This is a genomic window from Enterobacter cloacae complex sp. 677-3DZ2D5B, assembly GCF_004136695.1.
Lineage (GTDB): Bacteria > Pseudomonadota > Gammaproteobacteria > Enterobacterales > Enterobacteriaceae > Enterobacter > Enterobacter hormaechei_C.
Genome location: NZ_QFLS01000005.1, coordinates 109,008 through 126,264, shown reverse-complemented (window position 1 = coordinate 126,264; position 17,257 = coordinate 109,008). Strand labels below are relative to the sequence as shown.

The following is a 17,257-nucleotide window of genomic DNA, read 5'->3' as shown; positions in this document are numbered from 1 at the left end:
ATTATGCCAGCAGCACGCGGTCAATGGTTGAACAGCCCAGCGCTTTCAGCGTGGCTGCGGTCGCGTCCCACTGGATCAGCGGCGCATCGGCCTTTTCAGCCAGGATTGCGCGCTGAATATCCGGGTAGTCATACCCGTTCAGGCTAAGCAGGTTCAGGGCGCCCTGAAGCGGAGGCAGCGTCGGGTTAAACGCGGCGTTCTCTGCGTAACTGCCGGTGAAGATGCGGCCGTCGCGGCACTGAAGGGCGACGCCGCTTGGAGATTTGCTGTATGGCGTGTGGCTTTTATTGGCGGCGGCAATGGCCGCTTCGCTCAGCTCATCCCCTGAGAGCGCATAACCGTGGTCCTGCTCGTCCATCAGCAGGGTTTTGATCTCAAGATCTTTCGGGCCGAAAGCATCCGGCAGGTAATCACGCAGCGTATGCGGTGCGCGTCCCGGCAGGTTGATACGCAGTTCAAGACCGCTGTTCAGCTCATTCATAAACTGGCGGCAGTGGCCGCAAGGGGTATAGTTGACGGTGATGGCGCGCAGGGCTTTTTCGCCGCGTAGCCAGGCGTGACTGATGGCGCTCTGCTCCGCATGGACGGTTTGCTGCATGGTCGCACCGAGAAACTCCATGTTTCCGCCGAAGTACCAGGTCCCGCTCACACCGCGCGCAATTGCGCCTACGTTAAAATGGGAAAGGTCAGCGCGGGCGCAGGCAGCCGCCAGGGGCAGCAGGGCGAAAGCCAGCGCGTCTTCGTCCAGCCCCGTTGCCTGTTTAAGCGTCGTGACCTGATCTGCCGTCAGCAGGGCGGGGAAATGCGCATCCGCCAGAACCGGAGCCAGGGCTGATTGCAAATTCTCTGCAAGCTGAGAGAAAGCAGCTTGAAAACGTGGATGCATGACGTTGCCTCATCAAGGTTAATGGATCGGTAGTGTACGGAGCCGTACGGCCTTTATATGTGATCCAAATCTCATTATGTGTGCAACTTATGAAATGAAAATGAAATTTGCGCGACGCATCGCAAATTTTAGCCCATTACTGCCAGAATAATCGGGAAGATAAACGGCGCGACCAGGGAAGTGATAATCCCGCAGATCACCAGCGCCAGCGAGCTGAATGCCCCTTCCTGATAATCCAGTTCCGCGCAGCGTGCGGTGCCCAGCGCGTGCGAGGCGGTACCCATCGCCAGACCGCGTGCCGCTTTGGTACGAATTTTCATGATATTCAGCAGCGTATGACCAAACACCGCGCCCAGGATACCGACGAAAATCACGCACACGGCGCTGATGGCCGGAATGCCCCCGATGCTGCCGCCCACGGCCATGGCAATCGGCGTGGTGACGGATTTAGGCAGGATAGAGGCGGCGATCTGCGGCGATGCGCCCATCATTAAGGCCACCGAGGTGCCGGTGATCATCGCAACAAGGCTCCCCACGAAGCAGATGGTTATGATGGATTTCCAGCGCGCGCGGATCTGATGCAGTTGCTCATATAAAGGAAACGCCAGCGCCACCACGGCAGGCTGCAACAAATCGTTAAGGATCTTGCTCCCGGCGAAGTAACGCTCATAAGAAATGCCGGTGAGCAGCAGAAAAGGAATAATCACCACCATGGCGACCAGCAGCGGGTTGAGCAACGGCATTTTGAAACGCACCGCAAGCTTACGCGCAGCAAAGAACACCACCAGGGTTAACGGCAGGGACCACCAGATATTCGCCATCATTTTTTTGTTTTCTCCCCGACGACCTTACGTTCGCCATGCACAATGTGTGAACTCCAGCTGACGACGAGGAAAACCACCAGCGTACTGATGGCGCAGGAGACCACAATCGGGCCGAACTGCGCTTTAAGCACATCGTAATACTGCATAACCCCAACGCCGATAGGCACAAAAAGCAGGGCCATGTAGCGAATGAGAACGAAGCACCCTGGGTTGACCCATTTTGCGGGCAGCACCTGTAATGCCAGCAGTACAAACAGGATCAGCATGCCGATAATGCTGCCGGGTATCGTAATCGGCAGCAGCGAAGCGATAAAAATGCCGGCGTACAGGCAGGCATAAATGAGGACGAAGGCGCGAAGGTATTGCCAGATAGTATTCAGTGATTTGCTCATGGTGAAAGTCCTTGCTGAGACGTATTCATCATACAATTAAACCTGAAAATGTGCCACGGATCACATCATGAATTTTGGGCATACCAGACATTCCGGAATGGAACGCCGGGCTTTCAACATACATAGAGAGCAGCTACTATAGCGCGTCTTTTTTCACAGGTACTCAGAATGCGTGTTTTACTGGCCCCGATGGAAGGCGTGCTCGACTCTCTCGTGCGCGAGCTGCTTACCGAGGTGAACGATTACGATCTCTGCGTGACGGAGTTTCTGCGCGTGGTCGATATGTTGCTGCCAGAAAAATCATTTTATCGTCTCTGTCCGGAACTGCATCGTCAGAGCCGCACGCCGTCCGGTACGCTGGTGCGCGTCCAGCTGCTCGGCCAGTATCCTGAGTGGCTGGCTGAAAACGCCGCCCGCGCGGTAGCGCTTGGTTCGTACGGCGTCGATCTTAACTGCGGCTGTCCGTCAAAGCTGGTCAACGGCAGCGGCGGGGGGGCGACGCTACTTAAAGATCCGGAGCTGATTTATCGCGGCGCAAAGGCCATGCGTGAGGCAGTGCCATCGCATCTGCCGGTGACGGTCAAAGTCCGTCTGGGATGGGACAGCGGCGATAAGCAGTTTGAAATTGCTGACGCGGTGCAGCAGGCGGGCGCCACCGAGCTGGTGGTGCACGGGCGAACCAAAGAGGATGGTTATAAAGCCGAGCGCATTAACTGGCAGGCGATTGGCGAGATCCGCAAACGGCTTACGATTCCGGTGATTGCCAACGGCGAAATCTGGGATTACGAGAGCGCGCAGGCCTGCCTCAAAGAGACCGGCTGTAATGCCGTGATGATTGGCCGCGGTGCGCTGAACGTGCCGAACCTCAGCCGGGTGGTGAAATATAATGAGCCGCGGATGCCGTGGGCGGATGTGGTGAAACTACTGCAAAAATACACGCGGCTGGAAAAGCAGGGCGATACCGGCTTGTATCACGTCGCGCGCATTAAACAGTGGCTGAGTTATTTGCGTAAGGAGTACGACGACGCGCTGGGATTATTTCAGGAGATCCGTACCCTACAGACGTCTGCGGATATTGCCCGGGTGATCCAGTCGAAGTCCTGAGCGAAGTGTGAAGAGTTTGCCCGGCGCGGAGCCGGGCAACGGAATCAGAAAATCAACTTGAATACGCCGGTTACCACCAGCAGCCCTATCAGAAATATAATCAAAATAACCCACAATAATATTTTCATTCGCCTCTCCTGCGTATGTCTGTCGAAGTAAGTGTAGCAGTCAATTCATAATTAGCATGAATACATGAAATTAACTCATTGTCTTGGGGAATAAATTTCCGGATATGAAAATGTATAACAATATGCGGATTGCCACGCGTTACTAAAAAACGGAACGTCAGTAAGCGTAAGTTGCGCCTTTATTTTTTTTGAGTTCATGGCGTAATGAAACGTTCTCTTACTTTATCTCTGAGTGCTCCTCTTGTTTTTATGCTGGCCGCCTGCGCGCCGGAACATGCCACGGTGTCTCCAGTAAAAACGCAAGCCGCCGCCGCAACTGTAAATACCCAACTGCGTCATGCCGACTGGCCAAAAAGCGAATGGTGGAAAGACTTTAACGACCCCCAGCTCAACGCGCTGATCGACAAAGCGCTGGCGGATGCGCCGGATATGCAAATTGCCCGTCAGCGTATCACCCTGGCGGAAGCACAGGCGAAAGCCGCTGTCGCTGCTGAGGGTCCACAACTGGATTTTTCCGCAGATGTGGAACGGCAAAAGATGTCGGCAGAGGGGTTGATGGGGCCATTTGCACTGACCGACCCGGCAGCGGGGACCACCGGCCCCTGGTATACCAACGGCACCTTTGGTCTGACGGCGGGTTGGGATCTGGATTTATGGGGTAAAAACCGCGCCCAAATTGAGGCCCGCATCGGTAAGGTGAATGCGCAAAAAGCGGAGCTGGAGCAGACCCGCCAGCTGCTCGCCAGCAGCGTCGCGCGGCTGTACTGGGACTGGCAGACCGAGGCCGCGGTGGGTGACGTGCTCGCGCAGATCAAACGGGAGCAGGAAAATATCATCGGTGCCGATCGGGAGCTTTATCAGCACGGCATTACCTCCTCGGTGGAAGGGGTTGAAACGGATATCAGTGCCAGCAAAACCGATGAACAGCTCGCTGACGTGCACGGCAAAATGAAGGCCATTGAGGCGCGTCTGAATGCGTTGACCAATACCCCTTCAGTCACGCTCGCACGGCATGCCTTACCTGACGCAAAGGCATCGCTGCCATCAACGCTCGGTTATGAACTGCTGGCTCGGCGCCCGGATTTGCAGGAGGCGCACTGGTATATCGAAGCATCCATGAGCGAAGTCGATGCCGCCAGAGCCGCGTTCTACCCTGACATCAATTTGATGGCGTTTTTGCAGCAGGATGCATTGCACCTGAGCGACCTGTTCCGCTCATCTGCGCAGCAAATGGGCGTAACCGCGGGGCTGACGCTGCCAATTTTTGACAGCGGTCGGTTGAATGCGAACCTGGATATCGCCCAGGCGCAAAACAACCTCTCCGTGGCGAACTACAACAAGGCCGTGGTAGATGCCGTAAACCAGGTCGCCCGGACGGCCAGCGAAGTGGAAACGCTGACCGCCAAAAATCAGCACCAGCAGCAGATCGAAAAAGATGCGGCGCGCGTCGTCGCGCTGGCGCAGGCGCGCTTCAGGGCGGGGATCATTGCCGGCTCCCGGGTGAGTGAAGCAAAAATTCCGGCGCTCAAAGAGCGTATTGCCGGGTTGATGCTGAAAGGTCAGTACGTGGATGCCACGCTCCAGCTCACCTCCGCGCTGGGTGGCGGATATCATCACGGCTAACATTGCGCATTATCTATACTTACCTCTTTGCAGATTTTCAGGAGGTGAGTATGACGCGAGTCGCAATTGTTACCGCATCGGATTCAGGAATTGGCAAAACGACGGCCCTGATGCTGGCCGAGCGCGGGTTTGATATCGGGGTGACCTGGCACTCAGATGAGGAAGGGGCGCTGGCAACCTGCCGTGAAATTGAAGCGCGCGGGCAGCGTGCCGAGGCCATTCAACTCAACTTAAGCCATTTACCGGAAGGCGCAAAGGCCATTGAAACCCTGATTACGCGTTTCGGGCGGCTGGATGTGCTGGTTAACAATGCCGGGGCGATGAATAAAGCGCCATTTCTGGACCTGTCGTTTGACGACTGGCGGCACATATTCACCGTTGACGTGGACGGCGCGTTTCTCTGCTCGCAAATCGCGGCGCGTCAGATGGTGAGGCAGGGGGAAGGGGGGCGGATCGTGAACATCACCTCGGTGCATGAACATACGCCATTGCCGGACGCCAGCGCCTATACGGCGGCCAAACATGCGCTGGGCGGGTTAACCAAGTCGATGGCGCTGGAGCTGGTTAAACATAAGATTCTGGTGAACGCCGTTGCGCCCGGTGCGATCGCCACGCCGATGAATGATATGGACGACAGTGAAGTGAAAGAAGGCTCAATGCCGGAAATCCCGCTGGCACGGCCAGGGCATACCAAAGAAATTGCCAGCCTGGTGGCGTGGCTGTGTGACAGTGACGCCAGCTACACCACCGGGCAGTCGTTTATCGTTGACGGCGGTTTTATGCTGGCGAATCCGCAGTTTAAGCCGGAAGGGTAGATACCCTTCTCCCTCTCCCTGTGGGAGAGGGGCGGGGTGAGGGCAGCAGGCCGAACTCACTCTTCATCCCGCCGCTTTTCACGATGCTTCAGCCACAGCCGTACCCCAATCACCACCGCAACCACCAGGATCAACCACGCCCAGTGCTTCAGGTGCTGGTCAAGATTATGCAGCCATGGGCCAATCACTTCGCCACCCGCGTAGCCAAGCGTGGTGAAAATCAACGCCCAGGCAATCGCCCCGAGAATGTTCAGCGGCAGGAAAATTTTCGGTGGTAAACGACTCGCGCCAATCAGTATCGGCCCAATGATGCGAAAACCGTACATAAAGCGGGTGCCAATCACAAACAGCCAGGGACGTCGCTGGATAAGCCGCTGAGCACGGCGAATTTTCTTTTGATGCCTGGCAAAACGTTGCAAAAGCGTCGGGCCAAAGCGCAGCCCCAGAAAATAGAGCAGCTGATCGCCAATCATACCGCCCAACGCGACGGCGGCGACCACCAGCGAGAATTTCAGCAATCCCTGGTGTGCGGCCACCCCGCCCAGCAGCGTGATAGTTTCGCCTTCCGCCACGCTGCCGATCACCAGCGCGGCGTATCCATATTGTTCAATAAGACCGTTGATATCCATTACGTAAACGTCGTCTCCCTTACTTTGCCTGCGTTAATCATATACCCCATCCATTAACCGCGCGGCAATCAACGGAAATTTCCCACTGTACATAAAATAATCTAAAGCCTGCATTATACTTAAGCTATCGCTGACGGGCCGACAACAAGGGGGCGTTATGAACCATGTCTGGGGACTTTTCTCCCATCCCGATCGTGAAATGCAGGTCATCCGTAACGAGAACGAAACGGTCGCGCATCACTATACCCACCATGTCCTGCTGATGGCAGCGGTGCCGGTGGTCTGCGCATTTATTGGTACTACGCAGATAGGCTGGAACTTTGGTGACGGCACCGTGGTTCAGCTTTCCTGGTTCACCGGACTGTACCTGGCCATTCTGTTTTATGGCCTGATGCTGGCCGGGGTGGCGGTGATGGGGCGGGTCATCCACTGGATGGCGCGCAACTATCCGCAGCGCCCGTCGCTGGCACACTGTATGGTCTTCGCCGGATACGTCGCGACCCCGCTGTTTTTAAGCGGTATTGTCGCGCTCTATCCACTGGTCTGGCTGTGCGCGCTGATCGGTACGGTTGCCCTCTTTTATACCGGTTATCTGCTGTATGTAGGGGTGCCAACCTTCCTCAATATCAATAAAGAAGAGGGCCTGAGCTTCTCCAGCTCTACGCTTGCCATCGGCGTACTGGTCCTGGAGGCGCTACTGGCCCTGACAGTTATTCTTTGGGGTTATGGATACCGTCTCTTCTAAGTTCCCTGCATTGCTGGCGTAAATGCCAGCAATGCAGCATCTGGTTATGATTCTCCGCTGGCGACAACGCACGGTGACCGCTATGATGCCGAAGCCAGCCTGTGTTTATCCGTCGACACAGGCGGTGTACGTCATAACGTGCGTGAATCATTATCAGAAGTCTCATCATGCTGAAATTTCGAGTGTCACTCCTTAGTCTTGCGCTGCTGTTGGGCGTCTACGCTACCGCGCCAGCCATCGCCAAAACGACCGCAGTCGCCACCGCTGCTGCGCAACCCCAGATTGCGTCCGGCAGCGCGATGATCGTTGACCTGAATACCAACAAGGTGATCTACGCCAGTCATCCGGATCTGGTGCGCCCGATCGCTTCCATAACCAAAGTCATGACCGCGATGGTGGTGCTTGATGCACGACTGCCGCTGGACGAAAAGCTAAAAGTGGATATCAGCCACACGCCAGAGATGAAAGGGATCTACTCTCGTGTGCGTCTGAAAAGTGAAATCAGCCGTAAAAATATGCTGCTGTTGGCGCTGATGTCCTCAGAGAACCGCGCGGCGGCGAGCCTTGCCCACCATTATCCTGGCGGTTACGACGCGTTTATCCGCGCGATGAACGCCAAAGCCAAAGCGCTGGGGATGAAAAATACCCATTTCGTGGAGCCAACCGGTCTGTCGATCCATAACGTCTCGACGGCGCGTGATTTAACAAAGCTGCTGATCGCCAGTAAGCAATACCCGCTGATTGGTCAGCTCAGCACCACGCGTGAGGAGATGGCGACATTCTCGAACCCGGCGTATACGCTGCCGTTCCGCAACACTAACCATCTGGTGTATCGCGATAACTGGAATATTCAGTTAACCAAGACCGGATTCACCAATGCGGCAGGACACTGCCTGGTGATGCGCACCGTATTTAACGGTAAGCCAGTGGCGCTGGTGGTGATGGACGCCTTCGGCAAATATACCCACTTCGCGGATGCCAGCCGCCTGCGTACCTGGATTGAAACCGGGAAAGTGCAGCCGGTGCCGGCTTCAGCGCTGGCGTATAAAAAGCAGAAAGCGGAACAGATGGCGACGGCGCAGAACGATTAGGAAAAAGCAAAACGGTAACGCATGTTACCGTTTTTTATGTTTTCTCCCTCTCCCTGTGGGAGAGGGCCGGGGTGAGGGCACCAGACCGCACTGCGTTTATTCCGGCAGCGTCCAGTCCCCGTCGTTGAGCGGGCGCTGCATCATCACCGTGTCCCGCCAGTCGCCTTTTTTATATCCCACACTTCTGAGCTGACCCACAATTTCGAAACCGTGCTTTTTATGCAGCCGCAACGACCCGGGGTTATTTTGCCCGTCGCCGACCACGGCAATCATCTGCCGCCACGGTCCTTGTTCACAACGGGCGATCAGTGCCTGGAGTAAGGCCGAGCCAAACCCGCGGCCGGTGGTGCTGGCATCCACATAAATGGATTCTTCAAGGGTATAGCGATAAGCCTGGCGTGGACGATAAAACGTGGCGTAGCAGTAGCCGACAACAATGCCGCGATACAGCGCAACCAGCCACGGTAAACCGCTGTCGGTCACGCTCTTCATCCGCTGACGCATCTCATCGACGGTGGGGGGAACTTCCTCGAAGGACGCACGGCCATGAAGCACATGCCAGGCGTATATCGCCGAGATGGCATGCGCATCGTCAGGAAGGGCGTCGCGCACCTCGATTTCAGTTTCGGGGAAAGTTTCTACAGCCGACATGTTCTGCCCGCTCCTTGTTTGGAAAGCCAGAGAAACGTTTCTCTGGCAACAGGCAGATACTCTAGTACGTTTGAGGAGAGCTTAACAATCTCTTAAATTTGGCTATATGAGTTCATCAGAGGCTTGCGTATTGTGCTGCTCTGATTCGGCACTCTCTTTCCAGTATTTCTTCCGCGTTGTCTTACCAATGCCGGGGTTCATACTGTTTGTAGGGTCATTTTTGCGATAAAACTGTTTAAGCGTCTCCGGCGCTTTATACAGGTGTCCCACGTTGTGCTCGGCAGGATATTGCGCGCCACGCTCGTGCAGCAGCGCCAGCATCTGTTCTTTCAGCGCGTGTGCATCAACCCCTTTTTTCACGATGTAATCCTGGTGGAAGACATAGCACATAAAGTGGCCGTAATAGAGCTTATGCACCAGCTTGCTGTCGATCTCCGGCGGCAGATGTTCAAACCACTCGGTATCGTTGCGACGCAGGGCGATATCCAGCGCCAGAATATCCTCCACTTCTTCGGAATGCACCGCCTGATAACGGATAGCGGCACCCGCCGCGGCGAAACGATGCAGGAAGGCTTTGCTGCCTTCTTCCGGCGTGCAGGCAAAGAAATCCCCGTCGGCGGTTTTGAAGAATTCGGTGAGCCAGCTCTGCGCTTCGTCAATTCCGTCCCCGGCCATTTTCAGCAGCAGATGGTGCTCATACTTGTCGCGCCAGGTCTTCATCCGCTCCGGTAAATGCGCCGGGAAGACGTTGCCCAGCTTCTGCATAAAGCGGTCGGTGAAGTGCGGCTTGAAGAGCGACACTTTCTCCAGCATCGCATCGGTGCGGCCCTTCATGGTGAAGAAGAACGGCATTTTGTCGGTGCCGAGCTTGTCGATCATCAGGAAGGTATCTTTGCCGTAGCGCTCGGCGATGTCGTAAATGTCCCGGTGCATATACTCGCCCGCCACCGGCAGGTGAGTGAACTCGGCCAGAATATGACGGCGGATCTCCGTCAGCACCTCCGGCTGATTGGTGCCGATGTAAAACACCTGCTGCTTTTTCTCTGCCGGGAAGGTATCGAGGCGCACCGCAAAAACGGCCAGCTTGCCCGCGCAGCCGGAGGATTCAAACAGGCGATCCGGATCGGCGTTATAGCGCGCCGGTGTATCGGCATTGATATCGCGCACGCGGGTGATGTAATCGTGGTCATGCGCGTGACGGCCATCGTGCTGAACGTCTTCGTCCTTCACGCGGTCATCGTCAAGTTTGCTGAGGATCTGCTCTGGCGTTACGCCCAGATCGATCCCCAGATGGTTAACCAGCGTCAGCTTGCCGTTTTCATCGATACGGGCAAACAGCGACATCTCCGTGTAGGCCGGGCCGCGCTGCACCAGCGAGCCGCCGGAGTTATTGCAGATCCCACCGATCACCGAGGCGCCAATGCACGACGAGCCGATCACCGAGTGCGGTTCGCGACCCAGCGGCTTAAGCGCCTTTTCCAGCGAGTAGAGCGTGGTGCCGGGGAAGGCGAGTACCTGTTCGCCCTTGTCCAGCAGGTGCAGTTTGTCGAGGCGCAGGGTGCTGATAATCACGATGTCACGATCGTAATCGTTGCCGTTCGGCGTGGAGCCTTCAGTCAGGCCGGTGTTAGCAGCCTGCATTAAAATAATCTTGTCTGCCGCAACGCAGGCGCTGAGCACGCGCCACAGTTCGAGCAACGTACCGGGGAAGACCACCGCCAGTGCCTCGCCCTGACCGGAGCGGAAGCCCTTGCGGTAGCGGGCGGTTTTAGCCGGGTCGGTAAGCAGGTGAGAGTGACCAACCAGGCGCGACAGTTCGTTAATAAATGTAGTGTTATCGTCAGTTCGAACAGAAGACATCTTCCACTCCTTGTGGTGGGGCAAATTTCTCGCTGTAAAGCATAGCGCGATTAGCCGTTGAGCGGTCGGGTATTCATGAGAAAAATCAGAGAATAACCCTGCAAGGTTTTCAGGCTTTGTGGCACACTGCGCTTTTCGCACGGTCTGGCCGGGTGCTTCCCGCGGTTATTGATGAGAGAGAATAACAACATGAAATGGCTATGTTCTGTAGGTGTCGCCGTCAGCCTGGCGCTGCAACCTGCGCTGGCAGAGGATTTGTTTGGTAATCACCCGCTCACGCCCGAAGCCCGCGACGCCTTTGTCACGGATTTACTCAAAAAAATGACGGTCGATGAGAAAATCGGCCAGCTGCGCCTGATCAGCGTCGGCCCGGATAACCCGAAAGAAGCCATTCGCGAGATGATCAAAGACGGGCAGGTAGGCGCCATTTTTAACACCGTTACCCGCCAGGATATCCGCAAGATGCAGGATCAGGTGATGGAGCTGAGCCGCCTGAAAATCCCACTGTTCTTCGCTTATGACGTGGTGCACGGCCAGCGTACCGTCTTCCCGATTAGCCTCGGCTTAGCCTCCTCTTTTAATCTTGATGCGGTGAAAACCGTCGGGCGCGTATCGGCATATGAAGCCGCAGACGACGGCCTGAACATGACCTGGGCGCCGATGGTTGACGTCTCTCGCGATCCGCGCTGGGGCCGCGCTTCGGAGGGCTTTGGAGAAGACACCTATTTAACCGCCACGATGGGCAAAACCATGGTGGAAGCGATGCAGGGCAAAAGTCCGGCAGATCGTTACTCGGTGATGACCAGCGTCAAGCACTTCGCCGCCTACGGCGCGGTGGAGGGCGGTAAAGAGTACAACACCGTCGACATGAGCCCGCAGCGCCTGTTTAACGACTACATGCCGCCATACAAGGCAGGGCTGGACGCGGGCAGCGGGGCGGTGATGGTAGCGCTGAACTCTCTCAACGGCACGCCTGCCACCTCCGATTCGTGGCTGCTGAAAGACGTGCTGCGCGACCAGTGGGGCTTCAAGGGCATCACCGTTTCTGACCACGGCGCGATTAAAGAGCTGATCAAACACGGCACGGCGTCTGACCCGGAAGATGCGGTACGCGTGGCGCTCAAGTCCGGCATCAACATGAGCATGAGCGACGAGTACTACAGCAAATACCTGCCGGGGCTGGTGAAGAGCGGCAAGGTGACGATGGCAGAGCTGGACGACGCTGCTCGCCACGTGCTGAACGTGAAATATGACATGGGACTGTTTAACGATCCTTACAGCCATCTGGGGCCGAAGGATTCAGACCCGGCGGACACCAATGCCGAAAGCCGTCTGCACCGTAAAGAAGCCCGGGAAGTAGCTCGCGAAAGCCTGGTGCTGCTGAAAAACCGTCTCGACACGCTGCCGCTGAAAAAATCCGGCACCATTGCCGTGGTCGGTCCGCTGGCCGACAGCAAGCGCGACGTCATGGGCAGCTGGTCCGCCGCAGGCGTGGCGGATCAGTCCGTTACCGTGCTGACCGGCATTAAGAGCGCCGTGGGTGATAACGCAAAAGTGGTTTACGCCAAAGGTGCGAACGTCACCGACGATAAAGACATCGTGACCTTCCTCAACCAGTATGAGGAAGCGGTGAAGGTGGATGCGCGCACGCCGAAAGAGATGCTCGACGAAGCGGTTAACGCCGCGAAGCAGTCCGACGTGGTGGTCGCCGTGGTGGGTGAAGCGCAGGGGATGGCGCACGAAGCCTCCAGCCGTACCGATATTACCATTCCGCAGAGCCAGCGCGATCTGATCGCGGCCCTGAAAGCCACCGGCAAGCCGCTGGTGCTGGTGCTGATGAACGGGCGTCCGCTGGCGCTGGTGAAAGAAGATCAGCAGGCTGACGCCATTCTGGAAACCTGGTTCGCCGGAACCGAAGGCGGTAACGCCATTGCCGACGTGCTGTTTGGCGATTACAACCCGTCCGGCAAGCTGCCGATGTCCTTCCCGCGCTCCGTCGGGCAGATCCCGGTTTACTACAGCCACCTGAACACCGGTCGTCCGTATAACGCCGACAAGCCGAACAAGTACACGTCCCGTTACTTCGACGAAGCTAACGGCCCGCTCTATCCGTTTGGCTATGGCCTGAGTTACACCACCTTCAAGGTGTCTGACGTCAAAATGTCGGCGCCGACCCTGAAGCGTGACGGCAAAGTGACCGCCAGCGTAGAGGTGACCAACAGCGGCAAACGCGAAGGCGCGACGGTGATCCAGATGTACGTTCAGGACGTCACGGCCTCCATGAGCCGTCCGGTGAAACAGCTGCGCGGCTTCGAAAAGGTCAACCTGAAACCGGGCGAAACCAGAACGGTCAGCTTCCCGATTGACGTAAATGCGCTGAAGTTCTGGAATCAGCAGATGAAATACGATGCTGAGCCTGGCAAATTCAACGTCTTCATCGGCGTGGATTCCGCCCGCGTGAACAAAGCCGAGTTCGAACTGCAATAATCTTACCTTTCTCCCTTTCCCCCGCCTGGCGGGGGATGCCTCTCATCTTGTACGAAAAACGGTTAAATTCACTGTTTTAAGCTACGCTTTTCTCTCAAGCCTATGAAAAAGGCCACAAAATAATGAGGAAAGCAGAATGACGATGATTAAGGGGATAACAGGGTCGGCGGTGCTTCTGGCGGCGCTGAGCCTGCCGTTACAGGCCGCAGAGCCGGTTAAGGTGGGTTCCAAAATTGATACCGAGGGCGCGTTGCTCGGCAATATCATTTTGCAGGTACTCGAAAGCCACGGCGTGAAAACGGTCAATAAAGTACAGCTTGGCACCACGCCTGTCGTGCGCGGTGCCATCACTTCCGGCGAGCTGGATATCTACCCGGAATACACCGGCAACGGGGCATTCTTCTTCAAGGATGAAAACGATCCGGCCTGGAAAAATGCCAAAGCCGGGTACGAAAAAGTCAAAAAGCTGGACGCAGAAAAAAATAAGCTGGTCTGGCTAACGCCGGCACCGGCCAACAACACCTGGACCATCGCGGTGCGCAAAGATATCGCCGAGAAAGGCAAGCTCACCTCGCTTGACGATCTCAGCCGCTACCTGAAAGAGAAGGGCGAGTTTAAGCTCGCGGCCTCGGCAGAGTTTATCGAGCGCGCTGATGCCCTGCCAGCGTTTGAAAAAGCCTATGATTTCAAGCTCGATCAGGCACAGCTGCTCTCTCTGGCAGGCGGCGACACGGCAGTGACCATTAAGGCGGCGGCGCAGCAAACCTCCGGCGTCAACGCGGCGATGGCCTACGGCACAGACGGCCCGGTCGCGGCGCTTGGCCTGCAAACCCTGACCGACCCGAAAGGCGTTCAGCCTATTTACGCCCCAACCCCGGTCGTGCGCGAGGCGGTGCTGAAAGCCTACCCGGATATTGCGGAATGGCTCAAACCGGTATTTGAAAAACTGGATGCGAAAACGCTGCAACAGCTGAATGCCAGCATTGCCGTTGAGGGGCTGGATGCCAAAAAAGTGGCTGCCGACTTCCTGAAACAACAAGGGCTTGTGAAGTAACGGGATAAGGCTGTGCCAATAAAATGCCATAACCGCGTCCTGCTGCTGTTGGCCTGTGTGGCCATCGCGGCGGTCGCGTTACCTTTTGTGAATGTCGCGCCAAACCGTCTGGTGTCGGGCGAACCGCGCGCGCTCTGGCAGATCTGGGCATTTACGCCGCTGCTGCTGGGCGCGGCGCTGGCGAGTACTGTTGCTTTAGCCTTCTGGCCGGGGCGAACCGCCCTGTGGCTGACGTTTTTGCTCAGCGAAGCGCTGTTTATCGTACTGTTCTGGAGCGCGGGACAGGCGGCAACGCAGATGGCCGCGGTTGAAAGCCCGCTGGCGCGCACGTCGGTTGGTAGCGGGCTGTGGCTGTGGCTGGCACTTTGTCTGCTGGTCTGTAGCGATGCCATTCGCCGTCTGACGCCGCAACCCGTCTGGCGCTGGCTGCTGAACGCGCAATTCTGGGTTATCCCTCTGCTGATCCTCTTCAGCGGCGATCTGAATCAGCTCTCGCTGTTAAAAGAGTACGTCAACCGCCAGGAGGTATTTGACAACGCGCTGGCGCAACATCTGACGATCCTGTTCGGGACGCTGATCCCGGCGCTGCTGCTGGGCGTGCCGCTGGGCATGTGGTGCTACCGACATACCAGCCGCCAGGGCGCCGTCTTTACCGTGCTCAACGTTATTCAGACCATCCCCTCCGTCGCCCTGTTTGGCCTGCTGATTGCCCCCCTCGCCGGTCTGGTGAAATCCTTCCCTGCGTTGGCTGCGGCAGGCATTGCCGGAACCGGGCTGACGCCAGCGCTGATTGCCCTTGTGCTGTATGCGCTGCTGCCGCTGGTGCGCGGCGTGGTGGCGGGGTTAAGCCAGGTTCCGCCCGACGTGCTGGAAAGCGCCCATGCGATGGGGATGAGCGCGCGCCAGTGTTTCTGGAAAATACAGCTGCCGCTTGCGCTTCCGCTGCTGGTTCGCAGCCTGCGGGTGGTGACAGTGCAAACCGTGGGGATGGCGGTGATTGCCGCGCTGATCGGGGCGGGCGGCTTTGGGGCACTGGTCTTCCAGGGGCTGCTCAGTAGCGCGCTGGATCTGGTGTTGCTGGGCGTCGTGCCCACAATTGCGCTGGCGGTCGTACTGGATGCCCTGTTTGCCCTGTGGCTCGCGCTGCTCAGGAGAAGAGCCAATGATTGAATTTCATGATGTGAGTAAAACCTTTGCGGGCCGTCCGGCGGCAAGCCACCTTAATCTGCATTTTGCCGAGGGGGCGTTCTCGGTATTGATCGGGACATCGGGGTCGGGAAAATCCACGACGCTGAAGATGATCAATCGGCTGGTGGAACACGACAGCGGGACGATTCGCTTTGCCGGAGAGGAGATCCGCAGCCTGCCGGTGCTGGAGCTGCGGCGGCGTATGGGCTACGCCATTCAGTCCATCGGCCTGTTTCCCCACTGGACGGTGGCGCAGAACATTGCCACCGTGCCACAGCTGGAAAAATGGTCCCGGGGGAAGATCAATGAGCGTGTCGACGAACTGATGGCGCTGCTGGGCCTGGACGCGTCGCTTCGTAACCGCTATCCGCACCAGCTTTCCGGCGGACAGCAGCAGCGGGTCGGGGTGGCGCGCGCGCTGGCCGCTAACCCGCAGGTACTGCTGATGGATGAGCCCTTCGGCGCACTGGATCCGGTCACCCGCGGCGCACTTCAGGCCGAGATGAGCCGCATCCACCGTATTCTCGGGCGCACCATCGTGCTGGTGACGCATGATATCGACGAAGCACTGCGGCTGGCCGATCGTCTGGTACTGATGGATCACGGCGAAGTCGTCCAGCAGGGTACGCCGCTTGAGCTGTTAACCTCGCCGGCGAATGATTTTGTGCGTGAATTTTTTGGCCGCAGCGAGCTGGGCGTCAGGCTGCTCTCGCTGCGCACCGTCAGGGACTATCTGCGTCCGCAGGATGCGCAAATCGGTGGTGAACCGCTGCACGATGGGATGAGCCTGCGCGATGCCCTGTCGGCGTTTGTCGCCCGGCAGTGTGAGGTGTTACCCGTTTCGGACGGGCAGGGGACACCATGCGGGACGATCCATTTTCGCGATCTGCTGGCGGGGGAGGTGACGCGTGAAGTGGGTCCGTGATCCGTTACTCTGGCTGATAGGGCTGTTTATCGCCTTACTCTACCTGATGCCGCACAGCGCGGCGCTGTTTAATGCGCTTATTCCCGGGCTGCCACGTCCGGTATACCAGCAGGAGAGCTTTGTTAATCTCACCCTGGCGCACTTCTGGCTGGTGGCGGTGTCAAGCGTGATTGCTATCGTGCTGGGCACAGGCGCCGGTATTGCGGTGACGCGGCCTGCGGGCAGGGAGTTCCGTCCGCTGGTGGAGACCATCGCCGCAACGGGGCAGACCTTCCCGCCGGTGGCCGTGCTGGCGATTGCCGTGCCGGCGATCGGTTTTGGGCAGGAGCCTGCCATCATTGCGCTGATTTTGTACGGCGTGTTGCCCATTCTGCAAGGGACGCTGGCAGGGATTGCGGCGGTGCCTGCATCGGTGCTGAGCGTAGCGGAAGGAATGGGGATGAGCGCCTGGCAGCGGCTGGTGAAGGTCGAACTGCCGCTGGCCGCTCCGGTGATTATCGCTGGCGTGCGAACGTCCGTGATAATCAACATTGGTACGGCAACCATCGCCTCGACGGTCGGAGCCAATACGCTGGGAACGCCGATCATTATCGGGTTAAGCGGGTTTAATACGGCTTACATTATTCAGGGGGCGATTCTGGTTGCGCTGGCGGCAATTGTGGTGGATCGCCTGTTTGAACGCCTGGCCGGATACCTCAGCCAACACCGCCGCGAACAATAAATGAATAACCTGCAAGCATAACGCCACCGATACCGCTGACAGCCATCAGTGCAAAAAGGGTAATTACGGCCAGTTTCGTTGCCTTCATCATGTGCTCCTGTTGTTAACGGAACAATTATACGGTGAAGCGCAGC

At 57.3% G+C, this 17,257-nt stretch carries 17 protein-coding genes; 10 read left to right on the top strand and 7 right to left on the bottom strand.

The window, feature by feature from the left end; translation table 11 throughout:
- Position 1 precedes the first annotated feature (1 nt).
- From cdd to DD597_RS07815, 3 genes are all read right to left on the bottom strand, one after another.
- Positions 2-886 carry a cytidine deaminase gene (gene cdd, locus DD597_RS07825; RefSeq protein WP_003859312.1) on the bottom strand — a complete coding sequence of 295 codons (885 nt, stop codon included), beginning with the start codon at positions 884-886 and terminating at the stop codon, positions 2-4.
- 128 nt (positions 887-1,014) lie between these two features.
- Entirely contained in the window at positions 1,015-1,710 is a 696-nt protein-coding gene (locus DD597_RS07820; protein ID WP_003859310.1) for a CidB/LrgB family autolysis modulator, read from the bottom strand.
- Complete coding sequence (locus DD597_RS07815) at positions 1,707-2,102, bottom strand: CidA/LrgA family protein (protein WP_003859308.1); 396 nt, start codon at positions 2,100-2,102, stop codon at positions 1,707-1,709. Before DD597_RS07815 ends, DD597_RS07820 begins: the two co-directional genes overlap by 4 nt.
- A 168-nt stretch (positions 2,103-2,270) precedes the next feature.
- On the opposite strand from DD597_RS07815, the gene dusC reads away from it, so the two are divergent.
- From dusC to DD597_RS07800, 3 genes are all read left to right on the top strand, one after another.
- Positions 2,271-3,206 carry a tRNA dihydrouridine(16) synthase DusC gene (dusC, locus tag DD597_RS07810; protein WP_003859306.1) on the top strand — a complete coding sequence of 312 codons (936 nt, stop codon included), beginning with the start codon at positions 2,271-2,273 and terminating at the stop codon, positions 3,204-3,206.
- 332 nt (positions 3,207-3,538) lie between these two features.
- On the top strand, positions 3,539-4,957 hold the full coding sequence (gene mdtQ / locus DD597_RS07805; RefSeq protein ID WP_129256078.1) for a multidrug resistance outer membrane protein MdtQ: 1,419 nt from the start codon (positions 3,539-3,541) through the stop codon (positions 4,955-4,957).
- 50 nt (positions 4,958-5,007) lie between these two features.
- Positions 5,008-5,772, top strand: a complete 765-nt coding sequence (locus DD597_RS07800) for an SDR family oxidoreductase (RefSeq protein WP_129256077.1) — start codon at positions 5,008-5,010, stop codon at positions 5,770-5,772.
- Between the two features lie 56 nt (positions 5,773-5,828).
- Here DD597_RS07800 and DD597_RS07795 read toward each other — a convergent pair whose 3' ends face one another.
- Complete coding sequence (locus DD597_RS07795; protein WP_045340718.1) at positions 5,829-6,401, bottom strand: DedA family protein; 573 nt, start codon at positions 6,399-6,401, stop codon at positions 5,829-5,831.
- A gap of 157 nt (positions 6,402-6,558) precedes the next feature.
- On the opposite strand from DD597_RS07795, the gene DD597_RS07790 reads away from it, so the two are divergent.
- Both DD597_RS07790 and pbpG read left to right on the top strand, forming a co-directional pair.
- Positions 6,559-7,146 (top strand): Yip1 family protein, encoded by a 588-nt coding sequence (locus tag DD597_RS07790; RefSeq protein WP_003859296.1) that lies wholly within the window; start codon positions 6,559-6,561, stop codon positions 7,144-7,146.
- 167 nt (positions 7,147-7,313) lie between these two features.
- Positions 7,314-8,237 (top strand): D-alanyl-D-alanine endopeptidase, encoded by a 924-nt coding sequence (gene pbpG, locus DD597_RS07785; protein ID WP_129256076.1) that lies wholly within the window; start codon positions 7,314-7,316, stop codon positions 8,235-8,237.
- Between the two features lie 96 nt (positions 8,238-8,333).
- Here the strand turns inward: pbpG and DD597_RS07780 are convergent, their stop codons facing one another.
- Positions 8,334-8,888, bottom strand: a complete 555-nt coding sequence (locus DD597_RS07780) for a GNAT family N-acetyltransferase (RefSeq protein WP_003859289.1) — start codon at positions 8,886-8,888, stop codon at positions 8,334-8,336.
- Between the two features lie 102 nt (positions 8,889-8,990).
- Positions 8,991-10,748: a D-lactate dehydrogenase gene (dld, locus tag DD597_RS07775; protein ID WP_003859288.1), complete on the bottom strand. Its 1,758-nt coding sequence runs from the start codon at positions 10,746-10,748 to the stop codon at positions 8,991-8,993.
- A gap of 189 nt (positions 10,749-10,937) precedes the next feature.
- On the opposite strand from dld, the gene bglX reads away from it, so the two are divergent.
- The 5 genes from bglX to DD597_RS07750 all read left to right on the top strand — a co-directional run bounded on the left by bglX (position 10,938) and on the right by DD597_RS07750 (position 17,123).
- Positions 10,938-13,235 carry a beta-glucosidase BglX gene (gene bglX, locus DD597_RS07770; RefSeq protein WP_003859286.1) on the top strand — a complete coding sequence of 766 codons (2,298 nt, stop codon included), beginning with the start codon at positions 10,938-10,940 and terminating at the stop codon, positions 13,233-13,235.
- Between the two features lie 136 nt (positions 13,236-13,371).
- Positions 13,372-14,289 (top strand): ABC transporter substrate-binding protein, encoded by a 918-nt coding sequence (locus DD597_RS07765; RefSeq protein WP_003859284.1) that lies wholly within the window; start codon positions 13,372-13,374, stop codon positions 14,287-14,289.
- Between the two features lie 12 nt (positions 14,290-14,301).
- Positions 14,302-15,459, top strand: coding sequence for an ABC transporter permease (locus tag DD597_RS07760; RefSeq protein ID WP_003859282.1), 1,158 nt, complete (start codon positions 14,302-14,304; stop codon positions 15,457-15,459).
- On the top strand, positions 15,452-16,402 hold the full coding sequence (locus DD597_RS07755) for an ABC transporter ATP-binding protein (RefSeq protein ID WP_003859280.1): 951 nt from the start codon (positions 15,452-15,454) through the stop codon (positions 16,400-16,402). The genes DD597_RS07760 and DD597_RS07755 overlap by 8 nt, the downstream gene beginning before the upstream one ends.
- Entirely contained in the window at positions 16,386-17,123 is a 738-nt protein-coding gene (locus DD597_RS07750) for an ABC transporter permease (RefSeq protein ID WP_129256075.1), read from the top strand. Before DD597_RS07755 ends, DD597_RS07750 begins: the two co-directional genes overlap by 17 nt.
- On the opposite strand, the gene DD597_RS07745 is transcribed toward DD597_RS07750, so the two are convergent.
- The gene (locus DD597_RS07745) at positions 17,098-17,211 is read right to left on the bottom strand and encodes a protein YohO (protein ID WP_022648678.1); all 114 of its coding nucleotides are present in this window, start codon (positions 17,209-17,211) and stop codon (positions 17,098-17,100) included. The genes DD597_RS07750 and DD597_RS07745 overlap by 26 nt on opposite strands.
- Positions 17,212-17,257: the final 46 nt, after the last annotated feature.